Genomic DNA, 20592 nt, shown 5'->3' with positions numbered 1-20592 from the left:
GTCCTCCAGAACACTGTCGGCGGCCATGGAAAGCTCCAGGTGCGCGGCCAGTCGAGTCCAGGCTGATGGCCACCGGAAATCCAGGTGGACGGCCTGTTGTTCCTGATCGCTCCCTTATCTGAAGGAGACCCCTCCGTCCGGTTTGCTGATGTTTCCACGCATGAGCAAACCGGTCGAAGAGGTCCTGTGACGAAGTCTGACAGAGAGATCATGGAAATCTTTGAGGCGTACGACCTGACCGAGACGGTCTGGTCGGCGGCCACCCTGACGGGGCACGACCCGAAGACGGTCAAGCGGTATGTCGAAGCCCGCGCCGACGGGCGCAACCCGTACGAACGCGAGCCGCGACCGAAGATGATTGATGCGTTCCTGGAGAAGACCGAGGAGTGGGTCGAGCAGTCCAAGGCGACGATCCGCGCCGATGTTGTTCACGAGAAGCTGGTGAAGATGGGCTACCGGGGCAGCCCGCGCTCGACCCGGCGGGCGGTGAACGCGGCGAAGACCGCATGGAAGGCGGGCAAACGGCGGACCTACCGTCCGTGGATCCCCGAGCCGGGGCGGTGGCTGCAGTTCGACTGGGGCGAGGGCCCGCGCATCGGCGGGCGGCGGACGTGGTTGTTCTGAGCATGGCTGTCATGGTCCAGGTTCCGGGTGGTGATCCCGGTCTGGGACTGCACTCTGGGCACCCTGGTCGCCTGCCTGGACACCACGTTGCGCCGGATCGGCGGGGCGCCGACCTACGTGCTGACCGACAACGCGAAGACCGTCACCGTCGAGCACATCGCTGGAATCCCGGTGCGGCATCCGCAGATGGTCGCCGCCGGCCGACACTACGGCTGTCAAGTGGTCAGCTGCGTGCCCTACGACCCCGAGTCCAAGGGCGGTGCGGAGGCCACGGTCCGGATCGCGAAGGCCGACCTGGTGCCCACCGACGCAAACCTGCTGCCTGCCTACGACTCCTTCGCCGACCTCGCGGATGCCTGCCTGACCTGGTGCGATGCGGTGAACACACGCCGCCACCGGGCGACCGGGCAGATACCCGCGGACCGCCTCGACATCGAACGCACCACGCTGCACGTCCTGCCCGCCGAGCCGCTGGCATTCGCGCTGGGCGAGGAACGGCTGGTCGGCTCGGACCGCACCATAAGCTTCCAAGCGGTGCGCTACTCCACCCCGCCCGGCTACACCGGCGCCCGGGTGTGGTGCCGGGTGCTCGGCGAGGAACTGTCCATCACCGCACGCACCCACTCCGGTGACCTGTCGGAGATCTGGCGCCACCAGCTCTCCACCCCGGGGGTTCCGCAGATCATCGACGCGCACTATCCCGACCACCCCGACGGCCGCAGCGTCCACCAGCCCCGCCTGCAACCCCGCTCGGAAGCGGAGATCGCGTTCGTGGGCATCGGCCCGGGAGCCGGGCGCTGGCTCAAGGAGGCCGGACCCGCCGGCGCGGTCCGCATCCGCGCCAAGATGGCCCGCGCCGTCGAGCTCGCCACCGTCATCGGCTCCGACCAGGTCGACCAGGCCCTCGGGCTGGCGGCCACCGCCGGACGCTTCGCCGACGACGACCTGCTCTCCATCCTGGAGCATCTCGCGGCCAGCAAACCGACTGAAGAGGTCGTACGCGCGAACGAGGCCCACTCCGTCCAGAGCGGCACCATCGCCTGGCAGGCCCTGGACCAACAATCAACGGCAACAAGGAAGTTGACGGAACACTGACCGCGGTCAGTCGCCGACGAACCACAGATACAGGTGCGTCCCGCGCTGGACGACCTGGCACAACTCGCGGGCCTGCCCGACCCATTCGCCACCGCAGGCAGCGGGAATCCGGTCGAGCTCGGCCAGCAGCAGCGGAATCTGCCGCTGGTTGAAGACCGCATCCCCATAAGGAGTCAGGGCCCAGAGCATCGGGAACTCCGGCGCACTCAAATCCGGGAAGCCGACCATCCAATCCACGCCGGCCTTGGCGCGGGCCACGGCCTTTCCGCTGTCTCCACGCACCACCAAATTGATCACCCGTCGAGCCTATCGGCGCCCTCCATGACCCGCGAAGGAATTTTCGACCATGACGTTTCCCCAGGCTCCGGCACTGCCCGAGGAGCTCGACAGGCTGATGCGCCGCATGCGCCTGCCCTACATGCGCAAAGCCGCCCCCGACGTGCTGGCCACCGCCCGCGCGCAACGCTGGGACCCCGCCGAGGTCCTGCGGCTTCTGATCACCGAGGAGGTCACCGGCCGCGACGCCGCCACCCGCCGACTGCGACGCACCACGGCGAACTTCCCCACCGGCAAGACCCTGGCCTCCTGGCGGGCCGAGGACTCCACCATCCCCGAACCCACCCAGAACTCCCTGGCCACCCTGGAATGGATCGGTCGCGCGGAGAATCTGGTGATCGCCGGGCCCTCGGGCACCGGCAAGAGCCACTTCACCGAGGGCCTGGCCCAGGCCGCGATCGAGAAGGACCTCAAGGTGGCCTGGTTCAGCCTGGAGACCCTCAGCGCCGCGATCGGCAAGTCCAAGGTCGACGGGTCCACCGCCCGCACCGTCGCCCGGATCTGCCGCGCGGACTTGATCGTCGTGGACGACATCGGCCTGCTGCCGGTCGGGGAGGACGCCGCCGAGGCGTTCTACCGCATCATCGACGCTGCCTACGAACGCCGATCGATCGCGGTGACCAGCAACATTCACCCCTCAGGCTTCGACACGATCATGCCCAAGACCCTCGCGGGAGCCAGCACCGACCGACTCATGCACCACGCTCACCTCGTCACCACCACCGGAGACTCGCACCGCCTCGCCGAAGCCCTCGCCGGCAAGGGCGTGGTCCCCTTGCACTGACCCCCACCCCAGGAACACCACTGGCCACAGGCATGGATTTCTGATGGCCACCAGCCCCGACACCCACCGACCACCCACCTGGGCATTTCAATGACCGTTGACAAACACACCGCTCGGCGAATGAGCGAGAGCGGGGTCCTGCAGTCGGGTCCGTACGGAGGGTGTGTGAGGACGCGGGCGCCGTCATGTGCGTCGGATGATCAGCACGGCCACGTCGTCGAGGCGGTCTACCGCGACCGCGGCGTCCTCCCGCCGCTGCCTGCGCCGGTGAGCGTGGTACGACGCCGAGGGGCGGCGCACCTTTAAGGATGGTGAGCCGACGATGCGCCAAGTAGGTCTAGGGCCAATGGCCCGTCGGCACTACCTTCCTGGCCGTGCTGCGGCAAACGTGTCGCGCGCTTCGGAGGCGCCGTTACAGGCAACCACGTCGGAACGCCGGATGGCTTTGCCAGGTCGTGCTCAATCGACGTCTGGACAGAAGTACTCAGCCTCGCGAGTCTGGGGAGTTGACCTGCTCTCACCTCTCAATAACTCATTCTGAAACGATCAGTGACCGGGCCGGTCAAGCGAACGGTTCAACCAGGGTGGTTGGGGTTGCTGACCTGCTGTCGAGCGGCCGCCGTCAAAGGTGATAGCGAAATTTCGGTAAGACAGCGCGAAGGATCGACGCTCATCAGACAGGTGCAGAGGCAATCCCGTAGCCCCTCTCGCTCATCGGAGTCGCGTCATGCGCCACGGGGCGTGGGAGAGCCCATCCCACACTCCGCGTTGAAAGGAACCCTCATGCATGACGGCTGGACTTGTTGGCGAGACCGCACTCACCGCCGACCAACTGGACGAAACCGCCAACGCCATCGGAGCAAGCACGTCGAGTGTTGAGGTTCGCATCGTGACTACCGATCTGACCAACGACAACCAGCGCACCACGGCCATCGACTACCTGCTGCCCGGCGGCCCGGTTGATGTCCCGATCAACAATGCGGCTACTGTCGAGCATCTCGGCGCCCGCACAAGGATCAGTTCAGCACAGCTACGGCAGGCCTTTGACAATGATTTGATGCGAGCTGGACGAGGCGTGCGCCGTGCGCTGGCCGAAGCCGTGCGCGAAGCGGTCCGCACCGGCCACCTGGCCCCGGGGACACGGCTGCCCTCCTCCCGCCGGCTCGCCGCCGATCTCGGTCTTGCACGCAACACCGTGGCTGACGCCTATACCGACCTCGTCGCCGAAGGATGGCTTACCGCGCGCGCGGGCTCGGGCACGCTCGTGGCAGACAGGATGACCACTCGCCCGATCTTGGCGCGCTCGGCCGCCGAGCCGTCCGGCGGCCTTTCCCACGACCTGATCCCAGGTAACCCCGACCTCACCGCTTTTCCTCGTGCAGCCTGGCTGAAGGCCACACGCCGCGCCCTGGCGGCCGCCCCTGACGACGCGCTCGGCTACGGCGACCCCCGCGGTCGGCCGGAACTACGGGCCGCACTCGCAGACCATCTCGCTCGAGCCCGGAGCGTGTACGTGAGTCCGGAGCACATACTGATCTGTGCCGGCGTCTCCCACGGCCTGCAAATCCTGAGCGGAGTCCTGGCCGGGCGCGGGGCGAGGAACGTCGCCGTCGAGTCCTACGGCCTGGACAGGTACTGCGGGCTGCTGGCGGCTGCTGGGCTGAAGACCCCCTTGCTTCCCTTCGATACCCACGGGACCGACCCGGTGCCGCCGGTCGGCACCGATGCGGTCCTACTCACACCGGCTCACCAGTTCCCTGTGGGCACGGCGCTGCAGCGCGATCGCCGGACGGCCGTCGTGGACTGGGCCAGACGGACCGGCGGCTTGGTCCTGGAGGATGACTACGACGGTGAGTTCCGGTTCGGCCGCCAGTCTGTCGGGGCGCTCCAAGGCCTCGACCCCGACTGCGTGGTCTACCTGGGTAGCGCCAGTAAGACCCTTGCTCCTGGCCTGCGGCTGGCCTGGATGGCGCTGCCTCCCGCACTCGCTGAGGAAGCCGTGGCGGCCAAGGGGCAGATCGACTCGTGCGAGGTACTCAGCCAGCTGACGATGGCGGAATTCATCACCTCCGGCGCCTACGACCGTCACGTACGTGCTGCCCGTCGGCGCTACCGCGATCGACGAGACGCTCTCGTCACAGCCCTGGCCCAGCACGCCCCAAAGGTGCGCGTCATCGGGACACCGGCCGGCCTGCACACCGTGCTCGCTTTGCCGCCCGGGACCGAGCAGCGGGTCCTTCAGTCGGCAACCCGGCAGGGCATCAAAGTGGCTGGCCTGTCTCGATACCGCCGTGAAGGGTCACTGAACGCCATGACCGATGCCCTCGTCGTTGGATACGGGGTGCCCTCCGACGCAGCGTGGCCTCAGGCGCTCTCCGCACTCATGCGGATCCTTTCCTGACGCACCGCCGACGCCCTGGACAGGGTGTTCGCAGACGGCGTCCTGCGGGGCCTGACCGGGTGGAGGCGCCGGGTGCCGAGTTCGGGGTCGGGGCGAAGCCCAGCTGGCTGGTCGCCGGGCGCTGGTCTCGGGCCTGCAGCCCCCCTTCCCCGTTCGAGGAGCTGGCGGAGGAGGCGATACGCCACGAACGAGGGGCTGCCCGGCGACATCCCCGTGGTGGAGGGATGCCGCCTGCTCGTGCTGGACAAGCCGATGTATCAACTCAGTTGGAACGCCGACAGGTTCTTCCCGCTGTTCCTGGGTACGGCCGAGTTGACCCGAGTCCTGTCCGCTGACGAGGCGGGGACGTGTTCGCCCGTACCTCGTTCGGCAACGGGACCTGCCGGGCTTCCTGACTCGGTGGACCAGGCCGTCACCGCTTGGCGGCCTGGAGTCGGAGCTCGGACCTGGCCCTCTTTGTCGAACAAAGAGGGCGCCGGGTTGCCGTCGGAACTGCTGAACACCTCCTGATCATGGAGTTGCGACGCTCTGTGATCACTGCGGTTCCTCGGTGACCCGGATGATCGTCCTGCCGGTGACGCGTCGCTCCGGGGCGAAGGCGGCGGCTGCCTCGGTCAGCGGGTGCACCGCGCCGACCCGCACATCGAGCCGCCCGTCCCGGAGCCGCCTGCACGTTGCCGTCGAGCCTGAGCTCATCGTCACTTCGACACGTCGACCGACGCGAACGCGACTGAGCCGCGCGCCCCGTATCCGCGCGCTTCGCCGCGCCCGGCGCCGTCGCGACTTTTCCTCAAGCGGGCCGCGCCTTCGTCACGAGTCCCACCGGTTCTCCGAGATCCGGGCCCGGACGCGCGCCCCCTCGTGCTGCAGCACGATCAGGGCCATGTCGTCGGCGAGCGGCCCGCCCGTGTGCGCCCGCAGGTCGGCGCCGATCCGGCGCACGAGCGCATCCGGACGCTGATCGGCCCAAGCCGTCACCCGCTCCACGAGGGGGTAGAAGCTGCCCATGCAGTCCCGGGCCTCGGTGACTCCGTCCGTGTACAGCACCAGCCGGTCGCCCTGGGCGAAACGGAAGGTCAAAGGGGCGTACTCGGTCTCCGTCAGTGCGCCAAGACCCAGCGGCGGAGCGGGGACGCTGACTTCCAGGGGCGTGACGTGCCCCCCGTGCAGCAGGAGCGGCGGCAGATGGCCGAAACTGATCAGACGGGCACAGGGCTGGTCGTCCGGGATCTCCAGCACGGCCGCCGTGACGAAGCGTTCACCGGGCCATTCGTCAGGATCCCCGCGGTGCGCCTGGCCCAGGTCCCAGCGCACATCGGACTCCAGACCGGACGCGAGCTCGGACAGCGTGGAGTGCCGGTGCGCGTTGAAGCGGAAGGCACCGAGGACGGTCTCGATGTCCCCGATGGCCTCGAGCCCCTTGCCGCGCGCATCCCCGATGATCAGCCGGGTGGCGCCAGGCGCGCGCAGCAGTGCGTACAGGTCTCCACCGACACGGGCTTCGGTCTGGGCGGCCACGTACGTCGACGCCAGGGACACCGCTCCCGCGCGTCGCGGCAGTGGCCTCAGCAACACGGACTGCACGGCTTCCGAGACCTGGCGCACGATGGCCGCCTGGCGCTGGTGCTGCTCGCGCAGACGGGTGGCGATCAGGAGCAGCGCCGAGAACACCACCAGGGACAGCATCTGCACGAGTACGTTCTCGGTGGTCAGCGTGCGTCGCTCGGCTCCCGCGACGGCCAGCGCCGCCAGGGCGAGCAGAGCGGTGACGGCAGTACGGCGGGTGTCGGCGAAGGCGGCGGCGAGCGCGAGCGGGATGACCAGCAGATGGGCGAGGTGGATGTCCGACGGCAGGAACCGGTCGGCCACCGGAACCGCCACGATCGGCACGGACCACAGGGTCCCCCATCGGTAACCGCGCCATCCGCTCAGTGCGCTAGTCGCCTGCAAAAGCGGTCTGATCTGCATTGTTCTCCCAGGTTCGGAGCGCACGGCAAATGAAGCGCGCCGCTCGGTACGCACACCGAGCTGCAACAGGGCACAGGGCACCGGGAAGAGCAGCCGTTCGTACGTCCACAAACTGCCGTATCCGGCCGCTTCGGCCGTTCTGGCTGCTTCGACCACGTTGCAGATCCACTCCCAATCTCTGGGGCGGACGAGGTCCGAGTTTCACGAAACCTCCGATGTGGTCGTTGGAGTTTCGCGACCAGGCGGGAGGGCCCGATGGGACTTGCCACCCCGCCACCGGGCTGCCGCTGGCGTGGCGTGGCGTGGCGTGGGAGCGTACGTCCGCTCTCCAGCCACATAAATGGTGCGTACGAGTTGTCGGTCTTCTCGGGGCACAGGCACTGGCCTCCAAGCGCTTGAGTCGGACGGGTAAGTGGTTCACGCACTGGCTGGCAGTTGCTGATCAGCCCAGATGATTTTGCCGTCCGGGATCTGGCGGGTTCCCCATCGGCGGGACAGTTGAGTGACGAGGAAGAGGCCGCGGCCGTGTTCGTCGGTGGTGCGAGCGTGTCGCACAAACGGGCGGCAGTGGTGAGCGTCGGAGACTTCGCAGGTCAGCATCTCGTGCCGGATGAGGCGTAGGCCGATCGTGCGGTCGCTGTTGCAGTCGTCCTTGCCGTGGATGATGGCGTTGGTGAACAGCTCGCTTACGATCAGCCCGGTGGACTCGGCTAGGTGTTCCAGTCCCCACTGGGTCAGCTGCCGGGCAGCGAGAGTTCGGGCACGGCTGACGACGGCGAGGTCGCTGGGGAACTGCCAATAGGCAACCTGGTCTGCGCTCAGCGAGCGGGTCCGTGCGAGAAGCAGGGTGAAATCGTCGCTCTGCGGCTTGGCTCGCAATGCGTCCACCGCGGAAGAGCACAGATCATCCAGTTTGAGGCCGGGCCGTGCGAGGGCCGCGCGCAAACGGTTCATGCCGGCGCTGATGTCCTGGCCGCGGGCCTCGATCAGACCGTCGGTGTAGAGGGCGAGCACGCTTCCTTCGGCAAGTTCCAAAGTTACGGACTCGAAGGGGACCAGTCCGAGGCCGAGCGGTGCTCCGGTGGGCAGGTCGGGGAAGGTGACGTGGCCGTACGGGTCGATGATCGCGGGCGGGGGATGGCCGGCCCGCGCCATGGTGCAAGTGCGGGTGACCGGGTCGTAGACCGCGTACAGGCACGTGGCAGCCATCGTGGTGGTGGCCGGGTGCCGGGGGTCGGCTTCTAGCTCGGTGAGGCGGATGACCTGCTCGTCGAGGCGGGACAGTACTTCGTCGGGACGCATGTCCATGCCGGCGAGGGTGCGCATGGCGGTGCGGAGTTGACCCATCTCCGCTGCCGCGTTGATGCCGTGTCCGACCACGTCGCCGACGACCAGGGCGACGCGGGCGCCGGAGAGGGGGATCACGTCGAACCAGTCGCCCCCGATGCCGTGGTGGCTGTCAGCTGGCAGGTAGCGCCACGCCACATCAGCGGCGAAGCCGCCTGTAGCGCAGTGAGGGAGCAGCAGCCGCTGCAGGGCGAGAGCCGCGGAACGTTCGCGCACGTATTGGCGGGCGTTGTCCAGGGCCAGCGCTGCCCAGCTGACGAGTTCCTCGGCCAAGAACAGGTCGTCCTCCTCGAACGGCCTGGGGTCCTTCGTCCGCACGAAGACCGCCACGCCCAGCACCGCGCCCCGGGCGTGGATCGGGACGACCATCAACGAGTGCATGGCGTGCTCGCGGAGCTCCTCCGCCCGCGCCGCGTCGTGGTGGTCCAGCCAGGTGCCCGGGGATGCGTCCAGTATGGGCTCGAAGTGGGATTTCCCGGAGCGCAGAACACCCGTGACGGGCGAAATGGGCGGGACGAAGACCGGCTCTCCGCGAACGAACAGGGACTCCGGCGTTCCCGGGTGAATCGACGCCAGGCCCGCGCGGCGGAAGACGGGGATGTATCCGCCCTGCGGGCCGAAATGGGCCAAGGGCTCCTCGCCGAGCGGGACGGACTCCGTCAGGTCGACGGTGGCGTAGTCCGCGAGGAACGGCACGGCGAGGTCGGCCAGTTCCTGCCCGGTCTGCATGACGTCCACAGTGGTGCCGACGCGCCTGCTGGCCTCACGGAGGATTGCCAGACGCTCTCGCGCCCGTCGGCTGTCGGTGACGTCCACGCTCACGACGCACACGCCCAGCGCGCGACCCTGCGCGTCATCGAGGCGGAAGTAGGACGCCGTCAATATGCGGTTGCTTCGCACATGCGTCGGCAGGAAGGCCTGGTAGTCCACGTTGATCGCCGGGTCGCCGCTCTCCAGCACCTGGCGCATCACTGCCTCCAGCGTTTCGGCCTCCTTCCCGGGCGCCGCCTCCGTCAGCCTGCGGCCCAGCCGCTTGGGGAGAGGGATGCCGTCCTTGGAGCCCTGGGTGTCGTTCACCCGGACGCAGCGCAGGTGCGTGTCCCGTATGACGACACCGATCGGCAGGCGGCTTGGCAGCGGCAGCGTATCGAGGAGCGGCTCCGCCACTGTGGCCTCGGCCGGCCACGCGGGAAGCAAGGCCTTGTCGGTCGCACAGACCACCCACCACTCCAGGCCGTCCTGCCCGGACAGAGATGACACGCACAGGCGCACGTCGATGCTGCGGCCGTCGCGGTGGCGCACCTGCGCGAGCTCGGACCAGCGGCCACGGCGGGTGCTCTCTTGTGCGGCTTGTGAAACCTTTGCTCGGTCGTCAGCGGCCACCAACAGGACACCGGCGGACCGCCCCATCACCTCCGCGGCCGAGTAGCCCACGAGCCGCTGAGCGGCCTGCGACCATCCGACCACCGCCCCCTGCGCGTCGAGGAGAGCTATCGCTGGGCAAACTGTCTCGACGGCCGTCTGAGCCTCGGAGACTGCTGTCTCTGCGGAACTGCCCATTGCTCTTCCCTTCTGTGTCCCCCAGCTGCTCGGCTGTCTAGTGGATGGATAGATCCAGGGCAGTGATCGAGCTACCAGGCAGGGCAGCCCACAGCCCATTCACACTGCCCCGACAGTGGCTGCGGCGGTGGTCTCGGCCTGTCAGACGTGCTCCGGCGGGACCCCTGTCGAGGCCTGGGCGCAGCCAACCAGCGCGTGTGCTCGGTGAGCCGCTGCGGCTTCCGTGTGCTTTCGTCCGTGCTCATGCGTGCAACGCTACGCACCCGACGGCACCGGAGTACGGTCCATTTCTATGACAAATTCCCAGTCCAATTCTGCGGACAAAGCAAGATCACGATCTATGGAGCTGGAACACTAAGGGCTGTCCCGTAATCCCTGGTGGCTCAGCGCGCGGCGTCAGATGCGGTGCATCGCAAGGCGGAGGGGCGTCCTCATACCGGTTGTATTCGGGCGTTCCGACAACGCGGCGAGGTGCCGTAGCTGTCGTCGTGCGCCCGCCGGGGATTACGGGACAGCCCTTCGCCCCCTCCCGAACGTCGCGCCCCGAGCATGCGAAGTGGCGCTCCGGCTTCGCGGGGCCATCGGTCTGACAGACGGCGCCCAGGGGGCCTGCCTGGCCGTTCGACGCGAAGTGGCCCGGGGCTTTTGCTCAGAAAATGATCCACACGCATAGGCGGACGCGCGCACACGGTCCGGTCACTGCAACAGCGCCCACGGCGATGAACATCGGCGCCTTCCCTGTACACCCAGGCGACCCGCGAGTTCGGGGGAGCTCATCGGCAGGGCCGGCCACACCCTGGTGTGGGGCGGATCCGATACCGGGCTGATGAAGGTCGTCACCGACGGAGTACAGGCGTCGGGAGGGCGGCTCATGGGGATCTCGGTCGATTTTCTCCGGAAGTGGGTCAAGAAGGACGCCGACGAAGTGACGTTCTCCAGGGATCTCGCTGAACGGAAGGCACGGTTGCTCGCCATGTCCGACGCAGTGTGGTGATGCCCGGCGGCGTGGGCACGTTGGACGAAGGGACCAAGGTCCTGGAGCTCAGGAAGCACGGCCTGCACGACGAGCCCGTGGTGCTGCTGAACACGGCGGGCTCCCACGACGGGCTGATACTCCAGCTCCGGCGAATGGACGAGCAGGGGTTCCTGCCATTGCCCCTTGGAGAGCTGGTCTTCGTCGCCGACACGGCCGCGGGCGCACTCGCCTACCTGGAGAAGTCCGTTGGAACGGATGGCGAGATCGTGACAGCACGGCTTTCCGCCTGAGAGATCGCGCCGACTCCGGCACGGGGCGGCCTGGCATGAGGCCGACAGCCCGAGCACCTCGAATCTCGGCAGGGACGCTCCCGAACCGGACAGAGGCGCGTCCGCTCCGCCCTCGGAACCCCTTCTAGGGCAGCACCCTGCACAGTGCGTCCAGTGCGCCTGCCCACGCGCTGTCCGAGGGCGCCGCGTAGTTGACCACCAGGGCGTCCCGTTCGGGCAACTGCCATCCGCAGTCAGCCACTTCGTAGCGGAATTGCGTCAACCCCCTGATCGCCAGACCTTGCCGGGCCGCGGCCTGGACCACCGAGCTTTCGGTTCCACGCGGGAGTTCGAGGACCGTTTGCAGTCCTGCAGCCATCCCGGTCACACGAATGCCGGGAGCCCTCTGGCGCAGGACCTCGACCAGCTGATCGCGGCGACGCCGGTAGCGCAGCCGCATCGAGCGCACATGACGGTCGTACGCACCCGAGGCGATGAATTCCGCCAGTGTCAGCTGCTCCAGGGCGCTCGTCATGTAGTCGCCGTTCCCTTTGGCCGCCACGATCTCCGGGATGAGTTCCTCCGGCAGCACCATCCATCCGAGCCGTACCCCCGGCGCCAGGGACTTGCTCACGGAACCGAAGTACACCACCCGCTCCGGATCCAGGCCTTGCAGGGCCCCCACCGGCTGACGGTCGTACCGGAACTCCCCGTCATAGTCGTCCTCCAGGATCAGGCCACCCGTCGCACGTGCCCACTCGACGGCAGCCGTGCGCCGGTCCGGGCGGAGCGCGACCCCCGTCGGGTACTGGTGCGCCGGGGTCATCAACACCGCCCCCACTTCGCGCAGTCGCGCGAGGTCGTCGATGCGTGCGCCATGGTCGTCGACGTAGAGGGGCGGGGCGTGCAGACCCGCGTTCACCAGCAGGTCGCGAAACAGGTCGAGTCCGTATGCCTCGACTGCCACCCCTCGCACCCGCCGTACCCTGAGCGCCTGCGCCATCAGCGCCAGACCGTGGTGGAAACCGGAACAGATGACGATCCGATCCGGCTCGGCGTACACCCCGCGGGCCCGCGCCAGATAGTCCGCGAGTGCGGTTCGCAGCTCCATCCGGCCGCGGGCGTCGCCGTAGCCGAAGGCATCGAGTGGCGCGACGGTCAGAGCCCGGCGGGCCATGGTGAGCCACTGCGAGCGCGGAAAGGTCGCGAGGTCCGGTGCACCGGTCCACAGGCCATACCGGAGACGGGGCTCGTCCGGCCTCGCGCGAGGAGCGGCGGGCGCGGCCCGGTGCGGCTCGACCCGGGTGGCCACCCGGGTCCCGGAGCCCTGCTGGGCGGTGAGCCAGCCCTCAGCGACCAGCTCGGCGTAGGCCTCGACCACGGTGTTACGCGAGACGCCGAGATCCGCGGCGAGTGAGCGGGAGGCCGGCAGCCGACTGCCGGGCGCCAGACGCCCCGTCCGCACGACCTCCCTCAAGGCGTCCGTGAGCCCTGCACGCAGCCCGGGTCCGCGCAGCTCCAGATGCAGGTCGGCACCGAACGCGGGGGGCGGACCGGCCGCGGAATTGGCCCGGGAATCCGTCATGTAAATGCACCATACTCCGATACCATCGACTGGTCAGTCGTCCCATTGGGCCGCGCTGCACGCCACCGCAGCCTCGTCGCGGTGACGACCGCGCGCCGTGTCGTTCCGCGAGCGTGTTCGCCGCAAGCGCCGACTGGTCCCGCTTCTTGTCATTGGCAGCACTTGGCCCGAGCAGTGGGCCACACTCACTACCCCGCCCAAACCCGCTGCTGAAGACCCCCACGCACGAGCGCGCCGCCTGCTGAACGGTCACGCCCTGCCCGTGCCAGTGGCCTTCATCGACGCCGACCTCCAAGCCGTGGCATTGATGGCGCAGCACGATCCGCGACCGGCGTACGTCGCTGGGCGAGCGGAACACGGGCAGATCAGCCAGTATCTGGCGGGTGCCCCTGCTTTGATAGAGCGTTATCAAAATGTGCCAGCCCCCGCGCGAGCCCTCATCGAAGCGGCCATGGATGCGCATCGGCTGGGCCACCCTCCCGGCCTGCCGCTGCCTCTGTTGGAAGCCGCCGCGGAAGGCTATCTCGCCGACTCCCAGTGGGACCTGCTGAAGGACGACTGGTTAGAACAGGCCCTCGCCTACACCGCGGCCCCGCTACACGGTGCCCGCTCACCCGGATCCGACCCCGTCGTGGCCCGTCTGCACCTGCCCACCCCCCAGTACCGCCTCGCCCACTACCTCGAACAACACGGTCGCACTGACAGAGACACCAGCCTCGTCCCGGCTGTCTTGTGGGAAGCCGTCATCGAGCACCACGCCTCCCGTGATTGCCGAACCCCCGCCCGGGCAGCACGAGACCGCAGCCTGCCTCGCATCGCCATGCGCTTCTATGCCATTGCCGCGCACGCAAGCGACGAGGAGTAGTTCGGGGTGGGTGGTGCGGCGGCCTTCCTTCAGGTCGCGGGCGGCCAGCGCAAGAGCACGCAGTCCGTCTCCTCCCCCGGCCAGGGCGACCCGTTGTCCGCTGGCCATCATGGCCATGACTTGGGCCATGGCTCCTAGGTTGGTGCGGCACAGGACCGCGTCGGGGCAGGCCACGGGGCCGAGTTCGGTGGGCACGGCCGGTGTGCCGGTGAGGCGGATGGGTGCGCCTGATGTGCAGCCGGCGGTTGGCTTCGCGGGCGAGGCGGGGGCCGAAGCGGAAGGTCAGGCGGAGGGAGTCAGCCGGTCCCGTTCGTGCAGCACGTACAGGGCGGCCAGGGAGGGAGCGATCAGCACGGCCGCGGTGCAGGCCACAGCGACCAGCACCCACAAGGTCGGCTCGGGAGCCGCGGCCTCGGTCAAGGACAGGTGCGTGCCCAGGAGGTACGGATACTGGGCGACGCCCCATCCGGCGATCACCGTGGCCACTGCCAGCGACGCAATCGACCGGGGCAGGCGCGGCCGACGGGCTCTGAGTGTTGCCAGGGCTGCGAGTCCGGCCGCGGCGGACACGATCAGTAGAGCAAGTCCGCGGGTACTGAGTTGGTGGAACAGGCGCGGTGCGTCCGCATGCAGAACGAAGACGCCGACCAGGCAGACGATGCCTGCCGCGATGCCTGCTGCCAGTGCCCTCCGCCGGAAGTATCGGTGCAGAGCCTCGTCCGGATACGGGTGCGTGGCAGCCGAGGAGAGGAAGACGGCAGCAAGGTAGGCGCATACGACGACCGCCAGGACACCTCCCAGCACACCCGTGGGATTGAGCCAGCTGGACAGCGGGGCGCCGCCGCCGGCGCTGGGGACGCGGCCTGAGGCGACGGCCCCTGCGATGCCGCCGAAGCAGAACGGGGTCAGCACCGAGGAGACCGCGAAGAGGACCCCAGTGAGACGTTGCTGCGCGGTGCGCAGTGTCACCTTGCGGAAGGCGAAGCCGGACCCGCGCAGGACGATGCCGAATGCCGCGAGGCCGAGCGGGATGTACAACGTCGTGGTAATTGCGGCGAAGGCGGGCGGAAAACCCGTCCACAGCACCACCAGGCAGTAGATGAGCCAGGTGTGGTTCGCTTCCCAGACCGGGCCGATGGACCGGTCAATGAGCGAGCGGGGGGCGCTGCCCCGTACGGCTCCGCCCGCGGTCAGATCCCAGAACCCGGCGCCGAAGTCGGCACCACCGAAGACGGCGTAGGCGATGACGCCGGTGAACAGGATGACGCCGATCGCATCGGTCATGGCGTTCGGCTTTCTGGGCTCGCGGCGGAGACAGCAGGGGCTTCGGGGCCGTAGGGGACCTGGACGTCTTCGTCGCCCCGTGCCGCCCATCGCCGGCGCAGGGCGCGCAGAACCAGCAGGGCACCGGTGCCGACGCTGACGTAGATGATCGCGGTCGCGCCGAAGAAGGGCCACAGGTTGCCGTGAGTGGTGACGGCGTCCCGTGTCAGCAGCAGTCCGACCACGGTCCACGGCTGCCTTCCGACTTCGGTGACCACCCAGCCACTTTCCAGGGAGACCAAGGCCACCACGCCCGACAGCGCGGCGCACCGCAGGAACCAGACGTTGGTCGGGACGCGGCGATGGCGCCACCACAGCCAGGCGAACCACACGGACAGGGCCAGCAGAGCCATGGAGGCGCCCACCATGACGTCGAACGCCAAGTGCACAATGCTCACACCCGCGTCGCTTGGGCGCACCGGTGCGGGGATTGCGTCCAGCCCGTCGATATGAGTGCTGGGGCGGAACCCGGCCAGAAGCGATGCCATATCCGGGATCGGCAGCCCGTAACGGACCTTCCCGTCGATCAGGACACCGCCGAGTGTCTCGGGCACGTGGTCACCGGAGTCGGGAAGCAGTTCGATGGCGGCGAACTTCGCCCGTTCGGAGTCGAACACCTGACGGGCGACCAGGTCCCCGACGAAGATCTGCACGGGCACGGTGACGGCGGCCACGACGAAGCCGATGAGGAAGCCGGTGCGGTGGTAGGCGTCCTGTCTTCCTTTGAGCATCCCCGCCGCGTACACCCCGGCTACGACGAAGCCTGCGACGATGTACGCCGCCAGCAGCATGTGGATCGTCTCGAACCAGAACGCGCCGTTGAAGAACACCTTGGCCGGACTGACGTCGACGATACGGCCCGCGTGCATGGTGATACCGCCGGGCTGGTTCATCCAGGCGTTGGCAGCCACCACGGCGGCGGCACCACCGAGGCTGGAGATCACCACCGGGACACCGCTCCAGAAGTGGGCCCAGGGCGACAGCCGGTCCCATCCGTAGATGTAGAACGACATGAAGATCGCTTCAAGGAAGAAGAAGATTCCCTCGATAGCGAACGGGAACCCGAAGGCGGCGCCGTACCGCCCCATCAGTCCGGGCCACAGGATGCCCAGTTCGAAGGTGAGCACGGTGCCGGACACGGCTCCCACCGCGAACAGCACTGCGGCAACCTTCGACCAGCGGCGTGCCAGGAGCATGGCCTGCTCGTCCCCGCGGCGTAGTCCTCGATGGTTGGCGAGGAGCATCAGGAAGGTGAAGGCCACACCGAACGGCACGATGATGATGTGGAAGCCGAGAGTGAAGGCCATCTGTTCACGAGCGGGCAGCAACTGCGACGGCTCACCTGCGGACGCCAGCGCCTGCAGCACTACGGTGGTGGCGCATGAGGCTGACGGCATGCCCCGTATCCTCGCGCTCGCTGTGATCGAGGCGCGTGCCGACACGGCCCCGCCGAGCTCGTTAACCCGAGCGGATCACCCCATACCCCCGGCCCCCTGGGGCTGGCGCGGTTCTGGAACCGGCGATGCTCTGAGGAGACTCGGTGAAGCACCCGCAGCTGCATGCCGTACACCTCAAGGCCGGCCCGGGCCTGGTGGAACTGGGCCGGATCGAAGCTGCGCATGTCGTGTGTCGGCCATGCGTTCCCGTCGCCCGGGATCGGAACGTGCAGGGTCTCCGACAGCCGCTCCACGGCGACCCAGTGTCCTGCGCCAGAGATCCGTCGGCAGAAGCGGGCGAGGGAGTCGAGGATCTCCTCGGCGGTCTTGGTCCAGATGAACGGCTTGGGGTATTCGTTCCAGTCCTCGACCCGTGCCCGGACATCGGCTTCCAGAGCCTGGATGTTCTTGTGTGCGCCACGACGGATCATCTGGTGGGCCAATTAGCCGAACCACCGCTCGACCTGGTTGATCCACGATGAGCCGGTCGGGGTGAAGCGCAGCCGAAGAGGACGAAGAGAGCTCTCGCTGAGCTTTCCCTGCTCGCCGGAGCTGAGGAAGACCGATCCAGCAGTCTTCGACGGATACGCGGGATTCACCTGGCCGGAGCTTCTCGACCGATGGCTCTACTCAGACAGACCTCTGCGAGCGTCGCTCATGGTGATACCGGGCAGCATCACCAAGGCAGTGCGCGATACGGAGACATACGAGCTCACGAAGTCCCAAGACCCGTCATCCGAGCCGGATGGTGCCACCGGTGACGGTGATCCGTTCGACAGCCAGCGGCTCCGGCGCAGGACCGGCTACGACCGCCGCATCCGTGATGCTGTACCGACTGCCGTGGCAGGGGCAATTGATGGTGCCATCGCTGACCGAGACGACGATGCACCCCTTATGGGTGCAGACGGCGGAGAAACCCTTGAACTCGCCCTCCTTGGGCTGGGTCACCACAACTTCCTGCTCCTCGAAGATCTTGCCCCCTCCGACCGGAATATCCGAAGCCTTGCCGAGAACCTCGCCTCCCGGAACAGAACCATCGGCGCTCGCTGCACCTGCCCTGGCGCTCGGCTTCGCGGCCCGGGAGGTCTCCGGTGCCGAGGCCGTACTCCTGTCCCCGTCCCCGGACGAGCCACAAGCGGTCACCAGCCCCGCGGCCCCCGCCGCGCCTGCCGTGAGGACCGTCCTTCGCCGTGCATGCATGACTTGCTCCCTGCGTGGTGGCCACAACACCGTGAACCCTCCGCTCCCGGCACAGGCATCGTCACCCCGCGAACCCCGAGGTCCTAGCAACCTGGCGGCAGGCTCGCCCAAGTGCCACAAGCCCCGTACTGCCCGCTGCTCGGTATCGCCATGAGCGACGAGGTCAGGCTCACCGATGTTGATATTTCGAGAACCTGTCCGGGCGATCTTGTAATGTCCCCGCGCGGGGAGAAGGTGTCCTGACTCGGCGGCGTTGCCGGGGAGAATGGTTGTCCGTGACGCATTCCGATGTTGCTCTCCGTATCCATGCCGCCTCTCATCTGACCGGCCAGTTCACGCTCCGGTCTGGACGCGCGGCCACGGAGTACTTCGATAAGACCCCGCGCGGATAGGAACATCGGGGATAACGGGCAGGCAGGTGAGTTGCAGCCTTGAGCGGTGTCGTTCCGTGATTACTGACGCGTGTTTGTGCCTGTCTTGCCGTCCTGGCTGACCGAGTCCGGGTCAGATCTGTCGCCGTGACATCATCCGGATATCAGTTGCGGAAGGTGATAGGGGCAGCGTGGAGGCGCAGTATTTCGAGAAGAGCAGCGGTGGTGTCATGCGGCACTGGAAGATCAGCCTCGACGGCATCCGCTGTCACATAGCCTGGGGGCAGGTGGGCGGCCAGACGCAGAGGTCGAGCACAACGCTCGATGACGAGGCGCACGCCAAGCATCACTTCACCAGGAAGGTCAGCGAGAAGAGACGTCAGGGGTACGTCGAGGTCGCATCGGGCGCCGCCATTGAGGCGGCCACGGCCGCCGCCGATGTCATGGCAGACGCCAAACTGCTCGACGTGATGCGGGCGCAGGAGGAGAAGAGGTATGAGGGCGCCTGGGACTTCTACTGGGCGGGCTACGAGCCGATCGCGGGCAACGAAGGGGTGTTCGCGAAGTTCCACGATTTCAAGGCCGGGCCCGGCCCCTTCTACGACTACCTCGTCCTGAGCAAGGACGAGCGCCGGGGCCTGCACTTCGGAGTGAAGGAGCCCGGCCACGATCCCAACAACGTAGCGGCCTTCCTCGACTTCATCCGCCCCCGGCTCGAGCTGGCGTTCAGCGGCCACTCCCACCGCAAGGTGCCCCTGCCTTCCCTCATCGGCCAGTTCGATCATGTGCTGTTCTGTGCCCCCTCGCTGTGTCATAACCGGTACGGCGGCCGACTTGGTCAGGCCATCCCGATCCTCGACCGCGAGATCGGCGACGAGGACGGCGAGACACTCGTCGAGGCTCGGCTCCAAGGGCGCGACTCGATGCCCTCGACCACCTGGGACCGTGAGCCCTTTCCCGTGATCGATCTGAAATTCGACCTGCGAAGCGAGAAGCCAGTGCGGGAGAAGACGTTCAAGGTCTACCCGCGATCGATGCTGGAACGGGGGATCCGGCTGCTGACGGACGCCCTACCCGGCAGTTGGCTGGAGATCCGTAACTACCGACGTGATGTCCTGGCGCTCACGTCGGCGGACCTCACACAAGAGACCCCCGCCGAGATCGACCGGTTCCTGCTGGGCGACTCCGCCCACGCGTGACAAGGGTGTCGGCCTGGGACATATACGGGATCCGTCGAAGGCTCGGCGGGTCTTGTCCGAGTCGTATCCCGCGTCCAGGTGCACGGTGATGTCGTCGGGTAACGGCCCGAGGTCGTCCAGGCGGTCCGGGTCGGGGCGAGCAGCGGTGAGTCGTGGCGGTTGGCGCCGGCCAGGACACGGCCCAGGGGAATGCCGTACCCATCCGTCATGCCCGTTTGAGGCCCTGTTTGCCGCGGTCGACCGGTGAGTGACCGGCCACCTCGCCGTCTCCGGGCGCCTTGGCGATGGAGCCGTCCACGGCGATCTGATCGAGGACGAGGCCGACGATCCGGTCGTAGGAGTACAGCGCGGTCTGCTTGAGCTGGGCGAACACGCCGAGTCATATCCACTCGTCACGGCGGCTGCGGATCGTGGTGGCCGAGCAGGTCGTGTCGGCGATCGCCTCGTAGGAGCAGCGGAAGCGCAGCAGTTGCAGCAGCTTGTCGAAGACGATCCGGTCGCTGATGCGTCGGCGGTGGCAGCCGAGTGGATGGTCCGGATGGAACTCAGGCCGCTCGGGCAGCAGGAACGCGAATTGTTCCCAGAGCGGTTCGGTCACGGGTGCAGGTGGCGGTGTCGATCACCTGCGCCTCCTTCGTCGTCGAGAGCTACCCGTACGCTCGGTGGAGGACGGCCAGCGATCAGGAGGTGGGCGGTGCAGCGGATGTATCTGCTGTGGAAGATTGCGGCGGCAGGATTCGCCGTGGACCAGATCACGAAGGCGATCGCCGCGGTTGTCGTCGAGGGCCATGAAGCCAGGCACCTCCTGGGCGGTGCGGTGACCTTCACCGCCTTCCGCAACTCCGGAGCGGCCGGCTCATTCGCGCCCCGCGCAACCCTTGTCTTCACACTCCTGGCGATCGTCGTGCTCATCCTCATCGCCCGGGTCGCCCCCTCCATCCGGTCCACCGGCTGGGCGGTCGGTCTCGGACTGATCTTCGCGGGCGCCGGCGGCAACCTCGCCGACCGCATATTCCGCACCCCCGGATTCGGTCGTGGCGCTGTGCTGGACTTCATCCAGTTCGGCGGGTCAGGGATCTTCAACCTCGCCGACCAGTGTGTGACCGCCGGTGCCGCGGTCGTCCTCATCCAAACCTTCCGAGGTGTTCCCATGCGCTCCGTCGTTACGAGCGGCCTCGGGAATCGTGCGCTGGAGCGGTGACAACGCAGCGCAGACCGCTGCCCCGGTCGGATGACAGCTCGTATCCCGTCCC

14 protein-coding genes and 4 pseudogenes are annotated in these 20592 nt (G+C 67.7%); 8 read left to right on the top strand and 10 right to left on the bottom strand.

Annotated elements, in window-relative coordinates; all coding sequences use genetic code 11:
* Window positions 1–210: 210 nt before the first annotated feature.
* A pseudogene (gene istA / locus ACFYP5_RS36125) lies at window positions 211–1719 on the top strand (IS21 family transposase).
* Window positions 1720–1725: 6 nt separating this feature from the next.
* Here istA and ACFYP5_RS36120 read toward each other — a convergent pair.
* Window positions 1726–2016, bottom strand: coding sequence for a hypothetical protein (locus ACFYP5_RS36120; protein ID WP_389043731.1), 291 nt, complete (start codon window positions 2014–2016; stop codon window positions 1726–1728).
* Window positions 2017–2065: 49 nt separating this feature from the next.
* On the opposite strand from ACFYP5_RS36120, the gene istB reads away from it, so the two are divergent.
* Entirely contained in the window at window positions 2066–2839 is a 774-nt protein-coding gene (istB, locus tag ACFYP5_RS36115; protein ID WP_389043729.1) for an IS21-like element helper ATPase IstB, read from the top strand.
* Between the two features lie 1057 nt (window positions 2840–3896).
* The gene (locus ACFYP5_RS36110) at window positions 3897–5240 is read left to right on the top strand and encodes a PLP-dependent aminotransferase family protein (RefSeq protein ID WP_389043826.1); all 1344 of its coding nucleotides are present in this window, start codon (window positions 3897–3899) and stop codon (window positions 5238–5240) included.
* A gap of 534 nt (window positions 5241–5774) precedes the next feature.
* Here the strand turns inward: ACFYP5_RS36110 and ACFYP5_RS36105 are convergent.
* The 3 genes from ACFYP5_RS36105 to ACFYP5_RS36095 form a co-directional block, all read right to left on the bottom strand.
* Entirely contained in the window at window positions 5775–5936 is a 162-nt protein-coding gene (locus ACFYP5_RS36105; RefSeq protein ID WP_389043727.1) for a hypothetical protein, read from the bottom strand.
* A gap of 114 nt (window positions 5937–6050) precedes the next feature.
* A complete protein-coding gene (locus ACFYP5_RS36100; protein ID WP_389043724.1) occupies window positions 6051–7130 on the bottom strand; it encodes a PP2C family protein-serine/threonine phosphatase in 1080 nt (359 codons plus the stop codon).
* Window positions 7131–7625: 495 nt separating this feature from the next.
* On the bottom strand, window positions 7626–10214 hold the full coding sequence (locus ACFYP5_RS36095; protein ID WP_389043723.1) for a SpoIIE family protein phosphatase: 2589 nt from the start codon (window positions 10212–10214) through the stop codon (window positions 7626–7628).
* A gap of 639 nt (window positions 10215–10853) precedes the next feature.
* Between ACFYP5_RS36095 and ACFYP5_RS36090 the strand changes: the two are divergent.
* Window positions 10854–11381 (top strand): annotated as a pseudogene (locus ACFYP5_RS36090) (TIGR00730 family Rossman fold protein).
* A 124-nt stretch (window positions 11382–11505) separates the two neighbouring features.
* Here the strand turns inward: ACFYP5_RS36090 and ACFYP5_RS36085 are convergent.
* Window positions 11506–12945, bottom strand: coding sequence for a PLP-dependent aminotransferase family protein (locus tag ACFYP5_RS36085; protein ID WP_389043722.1), 1440 nt, complete (start codon window positions 12943–12945; stop codon window positions 11506–11508).
* Window positions 12946–13042: 97 nt separating this feature from the next.
* Here ACFYP5_RS36085 and ACFYP5_RS36080 point away from each other — a divergent pair, with 97 nt between their 5' ends.
* Entirely contained in the window at window positions 13043–13810 is a 768-nt protein-coding gene (locus ACFYP5_RS36080; RefSeq protein WP_389043834.1) for a hypothetical protein, read from the top strand.
* Here the strand turns inward: ACFYP5_RS36080 and ACFYP5_RS36075 are convergent.
* From ACFYP5_RS36075 to ACFYP5_RS36065, 3 genes and pseudogenes are all read right to left on the bottom strand, one after another.
* A pseudogene (locus tag ACFYP5_RS36075) lies at window positions 13802–14105 on the bottom strand (DNA helicase); the annotation flags it as partial. The gene ACFYP5_RS36080 and the pseudogene ACFYP5_RS36075 sit on opposite strands and share 9 nt — an antisense overlap.
* Complete coding sequence (locus tag ACFYP5_RS36070; RefSeq protein ID WP_389043719.1) at window positions 14093–15094, bottom strand: cytochrome d ubiquinol oxidase subunit II; 1002 nt, start codon at window positions 15092–15094, stop codon at window positions 14093–14095. The gene ACFYP5_RS36070 and the pseudogene ACFYP5_RS36075, both read right to left, overlap by 13 nt.
* On the bottom strand, window positions 15091–16530 hold the full coding sequence (locus ACFYP5_RS36065; RefSeq protein ID WP_389043718.1) for a cytochrome ubiquinol oxidase subunit I: 1440 nt from the start codon (window positions 16528–16530) through the stop codon (window positions 15091–15093). Before ACFYP5_RS36065 ends, ACFYP5_RS36070 begins: the two co-directional genes overlap by 4 nt.
* A gap of 143 nt (window positions 16531–16673) precedes the next feature.
* On the opposite strand from ACFYP5_RS36065, the gene ACFYP5_RS36060 reads away from it, so the two are divergent.
* Complete coding sequence (locus ACFYP5_RS36060) at window positions 16674–17051, top strand: hypothetical protein (protein WP_389043716.1); 378 nt, start codon at window positions 16674–16676, stop codon at window positions 17049–17051.
* A gap of 250 nt (window positions 17052–17301) precedes the next feature.
* On the opposite strand, the gene ACFYP5_RS36055 is transcribed toward ACFYP5_RS36060, so the two are convergent.
* Window positions 17302–17769, bottom strand: a complete 468-nt coding sequence (locus ACFYP5_RS36055; RefSeq protein WP_389043714.1) for a ubiquinol-cytochrome c reductase iron-sulfur subunit — start codon at window positions 17767–17769, stop codon at window positions 17302–17304.
* Window positions 17770–18331: 562 nt separating this feature from the next.
* On the opposite strand from ACFYP5_RS36055, the gene ACFYP5_RS36050 reads away from it, so the two are divergent.
* Window positions 18332–19339, top strand: a complete 1008-nt coding sequence (locus tag ACFYP5_RS36050) for a WGR domain-containing protein (RefSeq protein WP_389043711.1) — start codon at window positions 18332–18334, stop codon at window positions 19337–19339.
* A 45-nt stretch (window positions 19340–19384) separates the two neighbouring features.
* Here the strand turns inward: ACFYP5_RS36050 and ACFYP5_RS36045 are convergent.
* Window positions 19385–19937: pseudogene (locus ACFYP5_RS36045) on the bottom strand (transposase); the annotation flags it as partial.
* Window positions 19938–20042: 105 nt separating this feature from the next.
* Here ACFYP5_RS36045 and ACFYP5_RS36040 point away from each other — a divergent pair.
* Complete coding sequence (locus tag ACFYP5_RS36040) at window positions 20043–20540, top strand: signal peptidase II (RefSeq protein ID WP_389043824.1); 498 nt, start codon at window positions 20043–20045, stop codon at window positions 20538–20540.
* The last annotated feature ends 52 nt before the right edge of the window (window positions 20541–20592 follow it).

It is taken from the genome of Streptomyces sp. NPDC005262, assembly GCF_042872425.1.
GTDB lineage: Bacteria > Actinomycetota > Actinomycetes > Streptomycetales > Streptomycetaceae > Streptomyces.
Note: the sequence above shows the minus strand (reverse complement) of the source record. Positions and strands in the feature narration are given on the sequence as shown.